This is a genomic window from Anaerolinea thermophila UNI-1 (assembly GCF_000199675.1).
Lineage (GTDB): Bacteria > Chloroflexota > Anaerolineae > Anaerolineales > Anaerolineaceae > Anaerolinea > Anaerolinea thermophila.
In genome coordinates, this window is record NC_014960.1 from 1697111 (window position 1) to 1714843 (window position 17733).

A 17733-nucleotide genomic window follows, 5' to 3' on the forward strand; every position below is an offset into this window, starting at 1 on the left:
ATCAGGCTGCTTTGACCATCGTGCGGATGCATTTTGTGCACAGGACTTTATGGACCTTACGCCCGTTTTCAATCACCAAAACTTTTTGCAGATTCGGACGGAAAGCCCGATTGGTTGCCCGCATCGAGAAACTTCGACGATGTCCAAACACAGTTTTCTTGCCGCAATTTTCACACTTAGCCATAGTCAATTCCTTTCTTCCTTGCGCCAGATTGCCTGGAGTGTTGCCAAACTCAACGAGCAGCAATTTTACCACACCTCGTATCGAAATACAAGAATTGGGTTATTAACTCAAAAGGGTCGTATATGAAGGACAGTAATCCATTGGGAAATATCTTTGTGAGTTATCGGGCTATCGCCACCGTCGCTTACCAGTCCGCTTTGTCTTCTTATGGCGTGGTTGGTTTTGCCGCCAAAAACCTTGCAGAAGGCTTGGCACAGGTGTTGGTTAAAGATCCAACCCTTGGGGTTGATGTACGGTATGTTAACAATTCCATTCAAATTGACCTCTATATCATTGTGGAATACGGAACTCGTATTAAAATGGTGGCTTCGAGCGTTGCCGATAATGTCCGCTACCAGGTTGAAAAAACTATCGGCATCCCGGTCAGTCAGGTAAACGTGCATGTTCGTGGCTTACGAGTAAGCAATCCGGATTGAGTTTATGGTGAAGGGAAGAGAATGAGTGTTTTATGTCCATAGATGAGATGAATGCGACTTATTCACATCAAAGCGATACCCATGCTCAGGAAACATCTTCAAACGATTGCCGGATTGACGGGCAGAAGTTGAAAGAATTGCTTATTGCGGGAATGACTTGGTTAAAAACCAATCAGCAGGTAGTGAATGCTTTGAATGTCTTCCCGGTCCCCGATGGTGATACGGGTACAAATATGCTGCTGACCATGCAGGCCGCTTACAATGAAGTGGCAAATTCTGGCGAGGGGAATATCGGTAGAATGGCAAAAGCCATTGCCCAAGGGGCACTTATGGGGGCGCGGGGAAATTCAGGGGTGATTCTTTCCCAAATCTGGCGCGGTTTTGCCCGTGCTTTGGATAATTTTGATACCATGGACGCCGATCTGTTTGTAGCAGCAATGCAGGAAGGACAAAATACGGCTTACAAAGGGGTGGTAAGGCCTGTAGAAGGTACAATTTTGACCGTGGCAAAAGATGCTGCCGAAGCCGCCCGAAAGGCCCGTGAGAAGACAAGCGATTTGAAAGAAATCCTGGCAGCCGTTGTGGATGCTGCTAATGAATCCGTGAAAAAAACCCCTGAGTTGCTTCCCATTCTCAAGCAAGCAGGCGTGGTGGATTCTGGAGGAAAAGGGCTGTTTTTCATTTTAGAGGGAATGCTTCGTCACCTGAACGGGCAATCTCTGGAAACGAATCTGAATATTGTGCAACCACTTTCTACAATGCAGATCGAACAAACTGTGGAAGAAATTGAGCCAGGTCAAGAAGTTGAAGTGGTGATTGATTTTCGGCCTCATCAGCCTCTGAACCTGGAACAGTTTTATGCTGATTTGAGTGAAATGGGTACATCCATTCAGGTTGGGGAAGGCGATGGAATGTACCGAATGCATATCCATGTCAGCCAGGAACGGCAGTACGACCCTATCCAGTATATCGCGAAGATTGGGGTTTGGAGCAAGATCGCCATGGAAAATCTTCTGGCGCAGATGGAAGAGCGCTCTTCCACGGCAGTTGAGGCTCCACGTTTAGAATTGGCTTCGGTTCTTCCTGGTCAGGTAGGAGTTGTTGCTGTTTCTCCAGGCCCAGGGATTTCCCGAGTCTTTGCCAGCTTGGGGGTCTCTGCAATTGTCGAAGGTGGGCAGACGATGAATCCGAGCACGGAGCAAATCCTCAATGCTTTTGAGAATCTGCCAACCGATAAAATTATTATTCTACCAAACAATAAAAATATTATCCTGGCGGCTCAAAATGCCGCCAGTGTCACGGTCAAAAAGGTAGAAGTCATTCCCAGTCGCAGTATCCCTCAAGGGTTAGCAGCAATGTTTCGGTACAATCCTGAGGCGGAGTTAAGCGAGTTGGTGGATGAGATGAAAGAAGCCATTGGAGAAGTTCACACAGGCGAAATTACCACAGCAACCCGCTCTGTAAACCTAAATGGTGTAGATGTTCAGGAAGGTGCGGTAATTGGACTACTGGACGGCACATTGGTAGTATCCAGCAACACCCTGGAAGATGCCTGTCTTCAATTGCTTGAAAAGGCTCAGGCAGATGAATACGACCTGATTACCATGTTCTACGGTGAGAATATCAGTCACAGCGAAGCCAACCGTATTGCTGATTTGGTCAGGGAAAAATATCCTCAGCAGGAATTAGAACTTAAGGAAGGGGGACAACCCCACTATCAATTTATCATTGGGATTGAATAAGAAGGAATGGATAAAGTTTGTATCCTCACTGATGCTGCATCCCAATTTACCCACCCGGGCTTTCCGGGGTATCAGTACGTTTGGATTATTCCTTTTGATATTTCTTTGCGAGGGTTATTATATCCAGAAGGGGAAGGAATTCGATGGAATTACCTTCCCCCTTCTACATTGAACGGTATTAAGCCTTGCTTGAAATCGCCGGATGCCGAAACATTGTATACGCTGTTTCAAAAACATGCCAAAGAGTGTTCTCATATTCTGGCAATTTTTTCCTCTTCAGAGTTGGTTCCAATTTACAAAGCCGCAGAAGAGGCAGCTCAGGCTGCCAAAAACCTGGTGCCCATTACCCTGATTGACTCCCAAACCATTTCGGTTGGAGTGGGTTTGCTGGTACAAATGGCGGCCCAGGAAGTTGCCAACGGACAGGATCCCTGGTCTATTGAACAAAAAATCCGGAAGACAATTCCCAAACTCTATACCCTAATCTGCACGGCTGGGCTTTCTTATTTGCATGAAGCGGGTTTTCTGGAAAAGCCTCAGGCAATCGCTGGGGAAATGCTGAATATGCTACCGGTTTTGTCTTTTGAAGAGGGTAAAATCACTCCAATTGAAAAAGCCAAAAACGTTCGTGCCGCGCTTGATTTCTTCCAGGAATTTCTGGAGGAATTTGAAGACCTCAAGCATATTGCAGTAATACAAGGTGTCTCGCCCTTTAATCACGAAACACAGGTCTTAAGAAACTACGTTCATGAAATATATCCGGATGTGCCTTTTAGTGAACATAGCCTGAATCTTCCTACTGCTATCTTGTTTGGTCCCCGTACGCTAGGTATGGTTATCCTCGAGGGGGAGTAAAGTGCGGTAAAATACAAATATGCTGTCTCCATTGGAAAAATTAAACAAGTTTTTAGAATTGGAGCGCGAACAAAATTATGAAAATCGCGCGGTCGTTGGTGGTCTGGATAAGGCAGTCCCCTATTGGGAAAAAGAAGCCCGTGCCTTTCAATTACCTGATGACTTGATCTCGTTTGTTGTAGAAAAACTTCAAGAATATCCCCGGTTGACTCCAGAACAGCGCAGGGAGTGTGTACACCAAATCTACGCTCAAATTGAGTCCTGCAATGCATCGACAAAACCGATGGTAGCAGAAACAGAGCCTACGCCAGCACAAAGTCGTGGTGTCAAACTCTCGGAGCGTGCCTCGATTGCAACAGATGCCCCAGTAGAAACAGAGCAACACATTTTGCGTACCCTTCAAACGCCTCTCCATCGTGTAAGTGGGGTTGGTAAAAAAACTGCTGAAGCCCTGGAGAAACTGGGAATAAACACCCTGCAAGATTTGTTGTATTTCTTCCCTCGTCGCTACGATGATTACAGCCGCCTCAAACCCATCAACAAACTGAAATATGGGGATGAAGTTACTGTGCTGGGTGTTGTACAAGCCATCGCATCACGTCAGGTTCGTGATGGAAAATTGCAGTTGATCGAAGCCATCATTACCGATGGCACAGGCACACTACGGCTTTCCTGGTTCAATAAATTGTGGTATGTGAATCGTTTCCCGAAAGGTACTCAGGTTGCAGTTTCTGGAAAACTGGATATGTACCTGGGTAAGTTGATCATGAAAGATCCAGAGATTGAAGAAATCGATCGAGAGCAATTACATACCAGTCGCATTGTGCCCGTTTATCCACTTACTGCGGATCTCAATCAAAAATCTTTGCGCCGGCTGATGTATAGAACCATCATGCAATGGGCACCTAAAGTCTCTGATTTTCTGCCAGCATCTGTTCGTTCATCCTTGAAGTTGCTTGAATTGGGCGTTGCCCTTTCGCAAGCCCATTTCCCTGATAGTCAGGATGTTCTGGATCAAGCCCGGTGGCGTCTGGCTTTTGATGAGATTTTCTTGCTCCAACTGGGGGTTTTACGTCAAAAACATTCCTGGAAATCTTTGCAAGCAAGGGTTTTTGACGTCCCGGATACCTGGCTGGAGCAGAAGTTGGCACAACTCCCTTATGAGCTAACAAATGCACAAAAACGTGCCGTACAGGAAATCCGGGCGGATTTAGTATCTGGCAAACCTATGGATCGCTTACTCCAGGGGGACGTGGGTTCAGGGAAAACCATTGTTGCCGCTCTGGCTATTGGTATGGTCACATATCATGGCGCGCAAGTTGCGGTCATGGCGCCAACGAGCATTTTAGCCGAACAACATTATCGAAATTTGAGCCGGGTATTAACTCAGTCAGATGAAAGCACTCTACCGATTCTTCAACCCGAACAAATTCGTTTGCTCACCAGTGATGTCCGTGGAGCAGAAAGAGAAAAGATTCTAAACGACCTGCAGCATGGCTCGGTTAAGTTACTGATCGGTACGCATGCTTTGATTGAAGACCCGGTTCAATTCCAGGATTTACAACTGGTGGTCATTGACGAACAACACAGATTTGGTGTGGCACAGCGCGCAGCACTCAGGCAAAAAGGGAACAATCCTCACCTGTTGGTGATGACGGCTACTCCAATTCCACGCTCTCTAGCATTGACAATTTATGGCGATCTTGACTTGACGGTAATGGACGAAATGCCACCGGGCCGTCAGCCTGTTGAAACCCATGTTCTTCATCCATTGGAACGAGAACGGGCTTATCAATTAATTCGTCATGAAATCAGCAAAGGACACCAGGCATATATTATCTATCCGATGGTAGAACAAAACGAAAACGGAGAGCACTTATCGGTAGTTCAGGAATATACACGATTACAACAAGAAATTTTCCCGGAATTTCGTATTGGCATGATGCATGGGAAATTAAAGCCCGAAGAAAAAGATGAGGTAATGGCTGGTTTCAGAGATGGGAAATATCACATTCTTGTTTCTACATCGGTCATTGAAGTAGGCGTGGATGTTCCTAATGCTACAGTGATGCTCATTGAAGGAGCAAATCGTTTTGGCTTAGCCCAGTTACATCAATTCAGAGGCAGAGTTGGGAGAGGGTCAGAAAAGTCATATTGTTTGTTGATCCCCGAATCTGACGATGCATTAGAAAATGAACGACTTTCCGTAATGGTTGAAACGAACGATGGTTTTGTCCTTGCGGAGAAAGATCTCCAGCAGCGTGGACCTGGAGAATTTCTAGGGACTCGCCAGGCAGGGTTCTCTGAGTTAAAAATGGCAAACCTGACCGACGTGCACATTATTGAAAAGGCGCGTCAGCAAGCACAGTTAATTTTCCAACAAGACCCTGAATTGTCTTTGCCGGAACATACGTTGCTTGCTAAGAAGTTGGGAGAATTCTGGCGGAATGGTAGAGGAGATATCAGTTAACCTATGGTACGCGCCTTCTTTCCTGGAACTTTCGACCCGATCCATTATGGGCACATGAATATTGCTTTACGTGCCTCAAATCTTTTTGATGAGTTAATTGTTGCTGTGTATGATCGCCCATTGAAAAATTTGTTATTTAGCCCAGAAGAACGAATGGAACTGGTTAAGCAAGCATTTTTCGGGCAGGAAAAGATTCGTGTAATAGGGTATCGCGGATTAACCGTAGATGCGTGTCGGGAAAATGGTGCACAGGTAATTGTAAGGGGTTTGCGGGTTTTCTCTGACTTTGAGTACGAATTTCGTATGGCACTTGCCAATCACCGCCTTGCCCCCGATATCGAGGTTATTGCTCTCATTACAAATGAGGAACATACCTTTCTCTCTTCAAGCACAGTGAGAGAAATAGCCGCGTTGGGGGGAGATATTTCCAGTATGGTACCACCTCACGTGGAGATTGCTTTGAAAGACAAATTAAAACAAACCCCTTCTTTGCAATTACCCATGCCTGTAAGGGATTAGAGGAAAATTACATATAATATCGGTATGAAACTTGCATCGGATAGATCGTAAAAGGTCACGGAGGAAATAAATGGATATCCTGCACCTGGTAGATCGGCTCGAAGAACTGTTTAACGAAAGTCGTCCTTTTCCTCTAACCCACAGTGTACTGGTTAATGAGGATCGAATGCTGGACATCATTGACCAAATGCGTGTCTCCATTCCGGAAGAAATCAAAAAAGCCCAGCAGATTCTTGCTCAGAGAGACCGCATTCTGGCACAGGCGCAGGAAGAAGCCAATCGCACAATTGCCCTGGCTCGCGAAAAAAGTGAACAACTGGTATCCAGAGATTCTATCGTGGCAGAAGCCCAAGCAAGAGCAGAGCAAATTATTCAACAAGCCCATGTGGATGCAGCCAATATCCGCAAAGAGGCGGATGACTATGTTTTGGAGTCGCTAACACGCTTGGAAGCTGAATTAGAACGGATTTTGACACAAGTACGAAATGGTGTGCGCACCCTGCAAAGCGAGCGGCGCTCTCCAGAAGAATAACCAGTTTGGTATTCATAGAAAAACGGGACTGTCCGATTCAGTTCAGACAGTCCCGTTTTTTTACTCCTCTTCTTCCTCGTTTTTCTCTTCTTTCTTTGCCTTCCAGCGAGGTTGCACAGGATTATCACTGGAAGGATGCAAGGCTACTCGGAAGACCTCATCGATGTGAGTTACGAACACAATTTTTAGATCTGAAAGCACTTTTTTAGGAACATCTACCAGATCTTTTTTGTTTTTCTCAGGTAGTATCACGGTTTTCAAACCTGCCCGATGAGCAGCAAGGATTTTTTCTCGCACCCCTCCAATAGGAAGCACTCTTCCCCTCAAGGTAATTTCTCCTGTCATCCCAACTTCCCGGTAGACTTTGCGCTCGGTAAACGCAGAAGCCAGAGCAGTGGCGATAGTAATACCAGCGCTGGGACCGTCCTTTGGTACGGCTCCCTCAGGAACGTGAATATGGATATCCAAACCTTCAAAAACGGAGGGGTCAAGGTCAAAATCGGAACAGTGGGCTTTGAGATAAGATAAAGCGGCTTGGGCAGACTCTTGCATAATATCTCCTACCTGCCCGGTAATCTGGAGATTACCTTTTCCTTCCATGATCAGGACTTCTACAGGCATAATCTCTCCGCCTGTCTCTGTCCATGCCATGGCTGTGGCAACCCCTACTTCATCCTGTCTCTCTGCTTCTGATACAAAGAATTGAGGTGGACCTAAAAATTTTTCCACCAGATGAGGGGTCAATTGAGAAGGATATCGCTTTTTCTGAGATTTCAACCTTGCAACCTTACGGCACATTCTTCCAATTTCGCGTTCCAGGTTCCGAACGCCGGCTTCATATGTGTACTCACGGATAATTCGTCGTATGGCTGCATCTCTGAAGACCACTTCTTTATCCTGCAAGCCGCTTTCCTCGATTTGACGAGGGATGAGAAATCGTTTGGCAATTTCAACTTTTTCTTCCTCAATGTATCCTGGAAACTCAATCACTTCCATGCGGTCAAGCAATGCTGGTGGAATTGAAGCCAACGAATTGGCGGTGGTAATAAACATGACTTTGGATAAGTCGTAAGGGATTTCCAGGTAGTGATCCGAAAATGCGTGATTTTGCTCCGGGTCAAGAACTTCCAGCAGCGCGGCGGCTGGATCACCACGAAAATCGGCGCCTAATTTATCAATTTCATCCAGCATAAACAAAGGATTGATTGTCCCAGCACGTCGCATCGTTTGTAAAATTCTTCCGGGAAGAGCGCCGATATAGGTCCTGCGATGCCCTCGAATTTCTGCTTCATCCCTCACTCCTCCCAGTGAAACCCGCACAAAGTTCCTTCCAAGGGCTTCAGCAATAGAACGGCCCAGGGATGTTTTCCCTGTTCCCGGAGGACCGGAAAAACATAAAATAGGCTGACGCAGTCTTTTTGGTTGCAGACTCCGAACAGCAATGTACTCAAGAATCCGATCCTTGGCATCTTTTAAGCCAAAATGATAGTGATCTAATACTTTGGCGGCGTGTTCAACGTCGAGATTATCTTCAGTTTGCTGATGCCAGGGTAATTCTCCAAAATCCATTCCACATAGGTTCGAATGATTCCCACCTCAGGCGCCATGGATGGCATTTGAGCAAGACGCTCTACTTCTTTCTCGGCAACTTTGCGCGCCTCCTCGGGTAAACCTGCTTTTTCAATGCGCTCACGTAATTCCGCAATATCCCGCATCCAGATATCGCCTTCACCCAGTTCCGTCTGGATGGCTTTCATCTGCTCACGGAGATAAAATTCCCTTTGGCTTCTGTCGACCTCATTTTGAACTTTGCTCTGGATTTCGTCTTCAAGCTGTAAGACGTCCAGTTCCTGTGCCAGCAACCAGTTAAGGCGCTTCAATCTTTCCTTGGGATCAGCCAGCAACAAGAGGGTTTGCCTTTCCTTGAGTGGGAAGGAAATGGCAGTAGCAATCATATCTGCAAGCCACCCTGGTTCAGGGATGTTCAGTGAATAAATATGGGCTTCATCAGGGAGACTGCGATCCAGTTGAACACATTTTTCAAACAAATCTCTGGAGGTACGCATTAAAGCGTCAATTTCGCGGTTGACTTCGATAGACTCGTAAATTGGACGTGCCCGAACCCGCAGGTAGGGATCGTCCTGTACGATTTCAACAATCTCCACCCGCCGTCTTCCCTGAATTAATGCAGAACTTTTTCCATCTGAAAGGGAAAGCAATCTACCGACCGCAATCTCCACGCCGATAGGGAGAAAATCTTCCAGCGTAGGAACTTCAGCATCCGGATTTTGAAGGAACATGGCGATCATTGTTTCATCGTTAGCCTGAGCGTCTAATACCGCAACCATGTTGGGACCCGGAAGAATGAACACCGGAGAGATCATTCGGGGGAAGATCACCATGTCCTGCATGATGAAAGCGGAACACTCAATTAGCCCTTCATCATCAGGTTCTGCGTCAGGGATATTGTAGAGTTCTTCTGTCCGTTGATGTAAATGGTTTGCAAATTCTTCTGCGTCTGAATCGGACCAATTTTCTTTCATAACTTCCCCAGTTCATCACAAATTTGATTGGTGGAATTGTGGCTGTAACATGTTTTGCCAGGCATGCCTTACCGCAGCAGCAACAAACAAACTTCCAGTTGCAAGAATAACCGCCTCAGATTTCTGTGCTATTTCCATTGCCGAAGCCAGAGCTTTTTCTACCGGGACGATGGCTTCTGCACGGACGCCATATCGGTGGATCCATTCTACCAGCGTTTGTGCATCCATGGCTCGGGGGTGCACTGACTGTGTGGTGATAACCCGTTTTACCCTTGGGAGCAATTCGCCGAGCATACCAGCAATATCCTTATCTTCAGAAACCCCGAAAAGTAAAATCACAGGCTTACCAGGCAAATAATCATCGAGAGTTAATCGAAGTTTTAATGCGGAATCACGATTGTGTGCCGAGTCCACAATGAGCATGGGATTTCTGTTCAAAATTTCGAAACGCCCAGGCCAGTAGACGGTACTAAAACCTTTCTGAATTGCAGCATCTGAAACAGGAACTCCGCAGGTTTTCCCGATCTGTAAAGCAGCATAGGCTGTTGCCGCATTCTGTACTTGATGATATCCAAGTAAGGGAATGCGCAATCTCAAAGGCTCCCAATCTGTGTGAGCTCCGGACTCGATGAAGGAGTTCACCATGTCCTGCTCATCCTCTTTCCAAACAAAGAGTGTTTGTCCCTCTAAATCATGAGACCAGGGAGCAAAGTGGAAATCCACTCCTACTTTGTATAATGCAGAACCTCGTTCGCGGGCAACCTGCTCAAGCACTGCCATTGCCTCCGGGAGTTGAGGGGAAGTGACCACTGGCTTTCCAGGTTTAATGATTCCGGCTTTTTCAAAAGCAATTTTTGCTAACGTATCTCCAAGAACATTCATGTGATCCATGGAAAGCGATGTGATGACTGAAACGGTGGGCGTAACCACGTTGGTTGCGTCCAATCTGCCACCTAACCCCACTTCTATCACTGCCACATGGCATCCTTTGCGGGCAAAGTAGAGGAATGCCATTCCTGTAGTAATTTCAAATGTAGTCAATTGGGGTACCATGGCAACAAAGGGTTTAATTTCTTCAACAAGATGAACAAAATCTTCTCGGGAAATTTCTTCTCCATTTACCTGGATTCTTTCTGTGTAATCTTGCAAGTGCGGGCTGGTATAAAACCCTACACGATACCCTTCAGCCTTAAGAGCACTGGCTATCAATGCTGATGTGGAGCCTTTACCCTTTGTTCCAGCGACATGGAAGACAAAAAACTTGTCTTGAGGATTTCCGAGTAGTTCCAGGAATTTGAATATTCGATCCAGGTTGAATTTATCTGGGGTGTAGCGGAAATTTCGCGTCAGGCTGTAATCCACAAAACTGTACAGATAATCCAGTGATTCTTGGTATAAAATTTCATATTCGTTCATTTGTTCCGTATAACTCCCTGTGGCATTGTAATCGTCAGGGAAGAATTCTGCAAGACCAGATAGAGTGGTGCCTTTGTGTTAAACTTAGGAAGCCATGGATAAAAATCTCTTGCTAAAGAATAATCCTCTGCTTTTGGATATTTCCGAGGAAGATCTTCTTGTTTTGATAGCAAATTCATTACAGATAAAGGCTGAAGCGGGAAGTTATCTGTTCTTTCAGGGTGATCCAGCCGATAGTTTATATTTCCTTACAGAGGGACATGTACGATTAATATCCTTTACCCCAGAAGGGCAACAGGTTCTCATGCATGTAGTCACTCCTGGAAACTTCTTTGCCATTATTGCTCTTGTCCCTGGTTCCACTTACCCGGTAAGTGCCGAGGTAACCTTGGATAGCACACTCTTGAAATGGAACAAAAATTCTCTTCAGAAAGTTCTTAAGACCGTACCTGTATTTGCCTTGCAAGCCATGCGTTTAATGTCTGAACGGTTACAGGAATATCAACAACGATTTAAGGAAATTGCGACTCAAAGGGTTGAGCGTCGCCTGGCAAGAATGCTGATTCGACTTGCTTCCCAAAGTGGTGTTAAGAGCGATGAAGGTATTGTGATCAATTTACCTTTGACCAGACAGGATCTGGCAGAAATGATTGGAACAACCCTTTACACGGTAAGCCGATTTCTTTCTCATTGGGAAAACCAGGGGATAATTCTAAGCCGGAGAGAAAAAGTGATTATCGTCAACTCCCATCTATTAATGTGCATTGCTGAAGATTTACCCTATTCTGAGGCTTAGTTTGATTATCCACAAAGCACGTGTCTTCTTATCTCGATATAATCAAAATGTGAATACGATAATAACTTTAGACACCACTATATACGAGTTGCTTAAGCAGTATCCCCATGTAGCGTCTCTGTTTGTTCAAAAACATATGGTTTGTGTGGGTTGTCCAATGGGGATTTTTGATACGATCAGAGAAGCCGCGTTATATCACTATGTAGACCCTCAAAAATTTTTTGACCAAGTGATGTTGTTAATTCAAAGTTCTGGTAATATATCTGAATAATCCACTAAATACTCGCCTTCAATTTGGGAAAAGCAGTATGCAAGAAAAAGATTCTGGGCCTTTGACGATTCTTCTGGTTGAAGATGATCCTGCAATTATTCAGTTAGTTGCTCTTGGATTGAGAATGGAAAAATTTGAGGTGATAACTGCCATTGATGGACGTGAAGGCTTCCAGCTATTTCTAGAAAAAAAACCTGACTTGCTCATTGTAGATTGGATGCTTCCTAAAATGGATGGGATTACATTATGCCGTAAAATTAGAGAGTTAAGTGACCTACCAATCATTATTATCACTGCTAAAGATGCTGTGCAGGACCGAGTAGAAGGACTGGATACAGGTGCTGATGATTATCTGGTTAAGCCTTTTCATCTGGACGAACTTCTGGCAAGAGTAAGGGCAAGGCTACGGCGACGACTGCCCATTTCTCATCAACTGATATTTTCCGACTTGTCTTTTGATTTGGAAACCCATGAATTTTTTCGAGGCAAACGATTGCTGCATTTTACGGCTACAGAGCAAAAAGTCCTGGAACTCTTTTTGCGTCACCCACGTCAGGTATTATCCAAAGAAACAATTCTGGAAAAGGTATGGGGATATGACTTTGGGGGGGATGCAAATATTGTTGAACAATATATCCGCTCCATTCGACAAAAACTAGGAGAACCCAATCTCATTCAAACAATTCGCGGATTGGGGTATTCTCTTCGTGAGGAGCAGGAATGAGATCTATCAGTTTTAGGACCTTACTGACAGGGCTATTATTTGTAGGATTTATTCCTCTTCTATTGTTGATCGGGTTGATTGTATATGGTTTTCAAAGAACATACTTAATGGAACAAGCCAAATCACAGTTATCGAGTTTTATTCGTGTGGAAATTGAAAATCTAGATCCGAATTCTAATCTTTCGCTTCTTGCTGTCCAGACGGGAGAGCGTATCCGACCTTTAGGGGCTGATTTATTTATCAAAGATAAAGATGGCAATCCAGTCCCCCCCGCATTAGGTACTGGACCTTGGTTAGAAGATGAAATCCATAAAAACGCATTAATTCATCAAAAAGCCCAGTTCCTTACCATACATACGGACTCGGGAGACCGTTTGGTTTTTCTCTCGCCGATTCTGTCGTCCGAAGGTATGGCTCTTGGGACTTTGGAAAGCAGTATTTCCCTAAGTGGAATTCAAACCCAACTGTTAGTTCTACAACGTTGGTTAATTCTTCTGATTGGTTTTTCAATATTTCTTGTTGGGATCATTTCGCAGGGTATTTCTACTTTTTCACTTCGCCCGATTCAAAACCTTGTGAAAACAGCCGAAAAAGTTAGAGAAGGCGATCTTCATACAAGAGCATCTACTACCTCAATCATTGAAATTAATGAATTAGCCTTTACGCTAAACCAAATGCTCACCCGCCTAGAAGAAGATATCGACGCCCAAAGAAAATTAAACCAAACCATGAGACAATTCGCTGCGGATGCTTCTCATGAGTTGAGATCTCCGCTTATGGTGTTTAACAACAGTGTGGATTTGTTGAGAAAATTTGTGGAAGAGAAAAATTTCCTTCAAATGATAGAAATATTAAACGTGCTGGAACGTGAAGTGCAAACAATGAGCAGGTTGGTGGATAATCTCTTACTTCTTGCCCGACTGGATCAAGCACAAGAAGATCCTACTAAAATCTTGAGAGTAGAAGAAATAGAACCCCTTCCTTTGATTGAAGAGATCTATGAGAGGGCAAAACTTCTATCTCAGGGACAAAGAATAGTCATGAGACTTCCGAGCAAAAATCTCAAGTCATTGACAGCGGATCGGAGCATGCTTACACATGCATTGAATAATCTAATAGAAAATGCCATTCAACATACCCCTCCAGAAAAAGGTATTTTCATCACAGCCGAATCCGAAGAAAGGTATTGCATTTTTGTGATTCAAGATGAAGGTACAGGTATTCCTAAAAATCAGATTCCATTTATCTTTGACAGATTCTATCGAGTGGATACCTCAAGAAGCCAACGAAAAAGTGGTGCTGGATTAGGATTGGCAATAGTCCAGTCGATTGTTCATCTTCACCAAGGGAAGATTGAGGTTTTCAGTGATGAAGGAAAAGGAACAACGTTTAAGGTGTTTATTCCTTATGGGGATGAATGATCAATCAGTTTCATTAAATTGGCTAAGTCATCTAAGGTATCAATATCCAACAATAGTTTTTTATCTTCCCATGGGATAAACTGAAGAGGAAATTTTTCAAAAATTTGTCTTCCACCAGCATCCCCTGTCATGTTCATCAAATCATGGAAAGTCTCTCGAGAGAATAGAATAGGATTTGCTCTTTGTCCATTCACCCTTGGGGCAATAATTGGTGCTTGTGAGATAGCAAAAGCATGCAATAAGGATTTGAGGAGTGACGATGTGATAAATGGCTGGTCGCCCAGCAAGAAAATGACCGCCTGCACATGTTCTGGCAAAGCGCTGATTGCCACTTTTACCGAACTGGACTGTCCCAATTTCCATGAAGGGTTCTCAATGATGTTGACGTCTAAATTGCTTAAACTGGAAGAGATTTCTGGATATGCTCCCGTTACTACCAATACCGGTTGCAAGTAACTCTCAAGGGCTATTTTAGCAATTCGACGAACCAATGGCTCGCCTTCTATTTCAATCAGTACTTTAGGAGAGCCAAAACGACGACTTTCCCCGGCTGCCAGAACAACCCCGGCAACAGGAACATATACACGGTGAATTTCAACCGGTTTGGTATACTCTGTACCATGCAGGCTTGCAACAACACCTCGGTCAAATTTAGAAAGTATTCGAATGGCTACATTCCCTCCAAACTCTTGTTGCTCGACGGAGTCTGCCTGATTGATTAGAAAATATCGTTTACTGTTTTCAGGAATATTTTTTAACCCGCCAAGTGGATGAGAAATCACCTTTGCAATAGTTTCAGAAGATAGTAAATCTCCCAAGGATACGTTTGCCAGTTGCGAGTAATCTGCCGAACGATATACCCATTCCTCATTCAATGGTTTCCCAAATCCACTAGCGCCCGCACACACAATAACCTGTTCAATTTTCTGTGGAATGGGAGGTTCCCACGGTCCAGGGGCTTTGAGGGGTTTCCCACGGCAACCATCTGCTTCTATCAGCAAAGGAATTCGTTTTTGTTTACAAACGTCAATCAAGAGAGAAATAGCCGTATGCTCCAGTCCTCTGTATCTTCCCCTCTCATCTGGTAACCCTGTAATCAATAGAATGCCATCAAAGGTTTCGTCTAGAATCCGAGGAATATCCTGAGGCTCTCTGAGTTGAACTACTTTGTCGGCATTCTCGGCTTGATTTACACCCAAATGTGCAGTATTTGACACAATTACCCGCGGAGTGTATTCTTTTGCCAAGCGAAAAAGCAACGATGTTTTTCCCCCACTTCCCACTATTGCCAAAACGGGAGTTTCAGGCAGGTTAAGAGCTTTTCGTAAAGCCATTGTTCTGGATATACTCATTTTTTTTAATATACTCTCATGTTTGAAAAAACTCAAATCGTGTAAGATAAATTTACGATATTTCACATCCTATTTTATTCAAAGGTAAAACATATGAAAAAAATTACCGGTTGCCTTCTCTTTTTGGTTTCCTTCATGGTTTTAATTACTGGCTGCGTTTCTGGAAGTTCTTCTTCTCAGGTAAACTCAACTTTACCGGTACTCACCTCTACTCCTGTTGTGCAAACGCCTGTTATTGAGGAATATCTGCCTGCAACTACTGCAGAAAACAATACAGGTAAAGATCGTTTCCCTGTGAAATTTGTAATCGACTCACAAAATTCTGTGATCTCTTATACCGTCGATGAAACATTTTTGAATCAGAATAATCGTCTGGCGACCGCTGTGGGAAAAACCAGTGAGATTACCGGGGAACTTGAAATAGACCTGAGGAATCCTTCAAATATATCATTTGGGGAATTTGTGGTGAATATTCAAACCTTGAGGAGCGATTCAAGCCGGAGAGATTCTGCCATACAAAACCGCTGGCTCGAATCCGCCAAGTTTCCACTCGCACGTTTCAACGTGAGGGAAGTGAAAGATTTTCCACAAGACCCAAAGGAAAATGAAACGATCAAATTTCAGATTATTGGAGAACTGACCATTCGGGAAACAACCCGTCCTGTCACCTGGGATGTATCTGCAATGTTGAAAGGTGATCAAATACTTGGAAAAGCAACAACGTTTATCTATATGGCTGATTGGGGAATTGAACCCCCAAGTATAGCAGGGGTGCTTACTGTAAAGGATGGGGTTACCCTCAATCTGGAGTTTGCCTTTCTCAAACAGTGAAATAGGTCGAGAGAATGCCTCTCGACCTATTTTATCAATTGCTGTTTTCCTCGAATAACTCATAGGGTAAGGCGTTGACTAACCATACAACCATGAGGCGAATATCATCGTTAGGAGCCTCTACACCCGGATTTTGCTCGTAAAAACTCTGGTCTAAAACTTCGTAGGTTTCAGACTTAGGCCATTCCACTTGGAAGCCTGGCAGTTTGGAGCGGTCGAGTTCGGGGGGAAGAAGATTTTTCCACCCTCGCGATACGAGCATTGCATGTACTCTTTCTTTCAGGTCATGATGCAGTTCTACCCATGCCTGAAGCACTTGGGCTACAAAATCAGCATTTTTTTGGAATAAAACAATGCCTTGTTTAATTTTGAGGGGAAGAGGGGCCAGTGAACTATCCCGGAAGCCAGGAATCTTCACTTGCTTCTTAAAAATAGAAAGAATACCATTCCTCCTTGAAGAACTTAAGTTACCTAAGTTCTCAAAAACAAAACGAACCACCTTTTCTCTGTACTCATCCAGCATAAATTCATTGATTGCATGAAAAGGTAAATAGCGAATCTGTTCTTGTTCTGACATCTTACTGATAGCCTCTTTTTAGAAATTTGGAACGAAATCTTATCACAAAATACACAAAGAGTTTATTCCTGCACGACTCTCTCGCTCATCTCGTCCAGCATCAGCATTTCCTCCTCAGAAAGTTTCCAGTGAAGCGCGCCTGCATTTTGTTCTGCTTGCCCTCTGGTTTTAGCGCCTGGAATAGGTAACGCACCTTTACATATCACCCAGTTCAATGCTACTTGTGCAGGAGTCTTATGATGTGCCTCTCCAATGTCTCGCAATAAGTTAATGAGAGGTTGAATCTTACGCAGTACCCTTGAGTTGTATCGAGCCCCTCTTATTCCAGATGGCGGCGATTCGGGAGAATATTTGCCTGTTAGCACTCCCATGGCGAGAGGGCTATACGCAATAATCTTAACCCCTAACTCGTTCGCTCTTTGAAGCAAGCCGTTTCTTTCGATTTTACGATTCAACAAATGGTATTCGACTTGATTTGAAGCCAGGTTAATCCCATCCTTGATCAAGCGATCATATGCTCTTTGCATTTGATCCACATCGTAATTGGACACCCCTACAGCGCGAGTCATCCCTTGTTGAACAGCCTCAATAAGCCCCTCCATCCACGTCTCGATATTCACCGGTGGCAAAGGTTGATGGATTTGATACAAATCCACTTGCTGTAAGCGTAATCTTCTGAGAGAGCCTTTGAGAGCATTGATAAGGGCTTGTCGACTTAAGCGCCAGGGGAATGGCATGAATTTTGTGGCAATGAACACCTTTTGCTGAGCGGTTTCTAAAAATTGTCCCAAAATGTTTTCCGATTCTCCCTGGCCATATACTTCTGCTGTATCAAAAAATGTAATACCCGAACGGATGGATATTTCAAAGACTTCTCTCAAATCAGCCAGCGAATATCCTTTCCCATATCCCCAAACAAAGCGGTCGCCCCATGCCCAGGCACCAATTCCCATCAGGTGGTTTTCAAAGATGTCTTTGCCCAAACGTTGATTCATCTTTCCTCTCCGCACCATTCACGAATTTT

Annotated in this window: 18 protein-coding genes; 11 read left to right on the top strand and 7 right to left on the bottom strand. The window is 44.3% G+C overall.

The features are described from left to right. Position 1: 1 nt before the first annotated feature. Positions 2 to 184, bottom strand: coding sequence for a 50S ribosomal protein L28 (rpmB, locus tag ANT_RS07630; protein WP_013559933.1), 183 nt, complete (start codon positions 182 to 184; stop codon positions 2 to 4). 122 nt (positions 185 to 306) lie between these two features. Between rpmB and ANT_RS07635 the strand changes: the two genes are divergently transcribed. The 6 genes from ANT_RS07635 to ANT_RS07660 all read left to right on the top strand — a co-directional run bounded on the left by ANT_RS07635 (position 307) and on the right by ANT_RS07660 (position 6778). Next, the gene (locus tag ANT_RS07635) at positions 307 to 660 is read left to right on the top strand and encodes an Asp23/Gls24 family envelope stress response protein (protein ID WP_013559934.1); all 354 of its coding nucleotides are present in this window, start codon (positions 307 to 309) and stop codon (positions 658 to 660) included. 32 nt (positions 661 to 692) lie between these two features. Next, entirely contained in the window at positions 693 to 2402 is a 1710-nt protein-coding gene (locus tag ANT_RS07640; RefSeq protein WP_081460216.1) for a DAK2 domain-containing protein, read from the top strand. Between the two features lie 6 nt (positions 2403 to 2408). Beyond that, positions 2409 to 3257, top strand: coding sequence for a DegV family protein (locus tag ANT_RS07645; protein ID WP_013559936.1), 849 nt, complete (start codon positions 2409 to 2411; stop codon positions 3255 to 3257). Positions 3258 to 3276: 19 nt separating this feature from the next. Then, positions 3277 to 5727, top strand: coding sequence for an ATP-dependent DNA helicase RecG (gene recG, locus ANT_RS07650; RefSeq protein ID WP_013559937.1), 2451 nt, complete (start codon positions 3277 to 3279; stop codon positions 5725 to 5727). Between the two features lie 3 nt (positions 5728 to 5730). Next, the gene (gene coaD / locus ANT_RS07655; RefSeq protein WP_013559938.1) at positions 5731 to 6246 is read left to right on the top strand and encodes a pantetheine-phosphate adenylyltransferase; all 516 of its coding nucleotides are present in this window, start codon (positions 5731 to 5733) and stop codon (positions 6244 to 6246) included. Between the two features lie 70 nt (positions 6247 to 6316). Further along, positions 6317 to 6778: a F0F1 ATP synthase subunit B gene (locus ANT_RS07660; protein WP_013559939.1), complete on the top strand. Its 462-nt coding sequence runs from the start codon at positions 6317 to 6319 to the stop codon at positions 6776 to 6778. A 60-nt stretch (positions 6779 to 6838) separates the two neighbouring features. Here the strand turns inward: ANT_RS07660 and lon are convergent, their stop codons facing one another. The 3 genes from lon to ANT_RS07670 are packed head-to-tail and all read right to left on the bottom strand — an operon-like array spanning position 6839 to position 10737. Next, positions 6839 to 8347, bottom strand: a complete 1509-nt coding sequence (gene lon, locus ANT_RS16805; protein ID WP_013559940.1) for an endopeptidase La — start codon at positions 8345 to 8347, stop codon at positions 6839 to 6841. After that, complete coding sequence (locus ANT_RS16810) at positions 8272 to 9321, bottom strand: LON peptidase substrate-binding domain-containing protein (protein ID WP_013559941.1); 1050 nt, start codon at positions 9319 to 9321, stop codon at positions 8272 to 8274. The genes lon and ANT_RS16810 overlap by 76 nt, the downstream gene beginning before the upstream one ends. 15 nt (positions 9322 to 9336) lie before the next feature. Further along, the gene (locus tag ANT_RS07670; protein ID WP_013559942.1) at positions 9337 to 10737 is read right to left on the bottom strand and encodes a bifunctional folylpolyglutamate synthase/dihydrofolate synthase; all 1401 of its coding nucleotides are present in this window, start codon (positions 10735 to 10737) and stop codon (positions 9337 to 9339) included. 94 nt (positions 10738 to 10831) lie between these two features. Between ANT_RS07670 and ANT_RS07675 the strand changes: the two genes are divergently transcribed. From ANT_RS07675 to ANT_RS07685, 4 genes are read left to right on the top strand one after another with little or no spacing between them, the layout of a single operon-like run. Further along, on the top strand, positions 10832 to 11533 hold the full coding sequence (locus ANT_RS07675; RefSeq protein ID WP_013559943.1) for a Crp/Fnr family transcriptional regulator: 702 nt from the start codon (positions 10832 to 10834) through the stop codon (positions 11531 to 11533). Between the two features lie 49 nt (positions 11534 to 11582). After that, the gene (locus ANT_RS18125) at positions 11583 to 11804 is read left to right on the top strand and encodes a DUF1858 domain-containing protein (protein WP_416210070.1); all 222 of its coding nucleotides are present in this window, start codon (positions 11583 to 11585) and stop codon (positions 11802 to 11804) included. Positions 11805 to 11841: 37 nt separating this feature from the next. Beyond that, positions 11842 to 12528, top strand: a complete 687-nt coding sequence (locus ANT_RS07680; protein WP_013559945.1) for a response regulator transcription factor — start codon at positions 11842 to 11844, stop codon at positions 12526 to 12528. Continuing rightward, positions 12525 to 13949, top strand: a complete 1425-nt coding sequence (locus ANT_RS07685; RefSeq protein ID WP_013559946.1) for a sensor histidine kinase — start codon at positions 12525 to 12527, stop codon at positions 13947 to 13949. Before ANT_RS07680 ends, ANT_RS07685 begins: the two co-directional genes overlap by 4 nt. Here the strand turns inward: ANT_RS07685 and yqeC are convergent. Then, a complete protein-coding gene (gene yqeC / locus ANT_RS17010; RefSeq protein WP_013559947.1) occupies positions 13934 to 15367 on the bottom strand; it encodes a selenium cofactor biosynthesis protein YqeC in 1434 nt (477 codons plus the stop codon). The two genes, ANT_RS07685 and yqeC, sit on opposite strands and share 16 nt — an antisense overlap. Positions 15368 to 15394: 27 nt before the next feature. Between yqeC and ANT_RS07695 the strand changes: the two genes are divergently transcribed. Next, on the top strand, positions 15395 to 16132 hold the full coding sequence (locus tag ANT_RS07695; protein ID WP_013559948.1) for a YceI family protein: 738 nt from the start codon (positions 15395 to 15397) through the stop codon (positions 16130 to 16132). 34 nt (positions 16133 to 16166) lie between these two features. On the opposite strand, the gene ANT_RS07700 is transcribed toward ANT_RS07695, so the two are convergent. Next, entirely contained in the window at positions 16167 to 16709 is a 543-nt protein-coding gene (locus tag ANT_RS07700; RefSeq protein WP_013559949.1) for a hypothetical protein, read from the bottom strand. A 62-nt stretch (positions 16710 to 16771) separates the two neighbouring features. Next, positions 16772 to 17704 (bottom strand): aldo/keto reductase, encoded by a 933-nt coding sequence (locus tag ANT_RS07705; RefSeq protein WP_172634590.1) that lies wholly within the window; start codon positions 17702 to 17704, stop codon positions 16772 to 16774. Between the last annotated feature and the right edge of the window lie 29 nt (positions 17705 to 17733).

What these genes read in the sequence shown, in the direction of transcription:
- rpmB (WP_013559933.1), bottom strand. Translation starts at nt 184, where the DNA reads ATGGCTAAGTGTGAAAATTGCGGCAAGAAAACTGTGTTTGGACATCGT.
- ANT_RS07635 (WP_013559934.1), top strand. Translation starts at nt 307, where the DNA reads ATGAAGGACAGTAATCCATTGGGAAATATCTTTGTGAGTTATCGGGCT.
- ANT_RS07640 (WP_081460216.1), top strand. Translation starts at nt 693, where the DNA reads ATGTCCATAGATGAGATGAATGCGACTTATTCACATCAAAGCGATACC.
- ANT_RS07645 (WP_013559936.1), top strand. Translation starts at nt 2,409, where the DNA reads ATGGATAAAGTTTGTATCCTCACTGATGCTGCATCCCAATTTACCCAC.
- recG (WP_013559937.1), top strand. Translation starts at nt 3,277, where the DNA reads ATGCTGTCTCCATTGGAAAAATTAAACAAGTTTTTAGAATTGGAGCGC.
- coaD (WP_013559938.1), top strand. Translation starts at nt 5,731, where the DNA reads ATGGTACGCGCCTTCTTTCCTGGAACTTTCGACCCGATCCATTATGGG.
- ANT_RS07660 (WP_013559939.1), top strand. Translation starts at nt 6,317, where the DNA reads ATGGATATCCTGCACCTGGTAGATCGGCTCGAAGAACTGTTTAACGAA.
- lon (WP_013559940.1), bottom strand. Translation starts at nt 8,347, where the DNA reads ATGGATTTTGGAGAATTACCCTGGCATCAGCAAACTGAAGATAATCTC.
- ANT_RS16810 (WP_013559941.1), bottom strand. Translation starts at nt 9,321, where the DNA reads ATGAAAGAAAATTGGTCCGATTCAGACGCAGAAGAATTTGCAAACCAT.
- ANT_RS07670 (WP_013559942.1), bottom strand. Translation starts at nt 10,737, where the DNA reads ATGAACGAATATGAAATTTTATACCAAGAATCACTGGATTATCTGTAC.
- ANT_RS07675 (WP_013559943.1), top strand. Translation starts at nt 10,832, where the DNA reads ATGGATAAAAATCTCTTGCTAAAGAATAATCCTCTGCTTTTGGATATT.
- ANT_RS07680 (WP_013559945.1), top strand. Translation starts at nt 11,842, where the DNA reads ATGCAAGAAAAAGATTCTGGGCCTTTGACGATTCTTCTGGTTGAAGAT.
- ANT_RS07685 (WP_013559946.1), top strand. Translation starts at nt 12,525, where the DNA reads ATGAGATCTATCAGTTTTAGGACCTTACTGACAGGGCTATTATTTGTA.
- ANT_RS07695 (WP_013559948.1), top strand. Translation starts at nt 15,395, where the DNA reads ATGAAAAAAATTACCGGTTGCCTTCTCTTTTTGGTTTCCTTCATGGTT.
- ANT_RS07700 (WP_013559949.1), bottom strand. Translation starts at nt 16,709, where the DNA reads ATGTCAGAACAAGAACAGATTCGCTATTTACCTTTTCATGCAATCAAT.
- ANT_RS07705 (WP_172634590.1), bottom strand. Translation starts at nt 17,704, where the DNA reads ATGAATCAACGTTTGGGCAAAGACATCTTTGAAAACCACCTGATGGGA.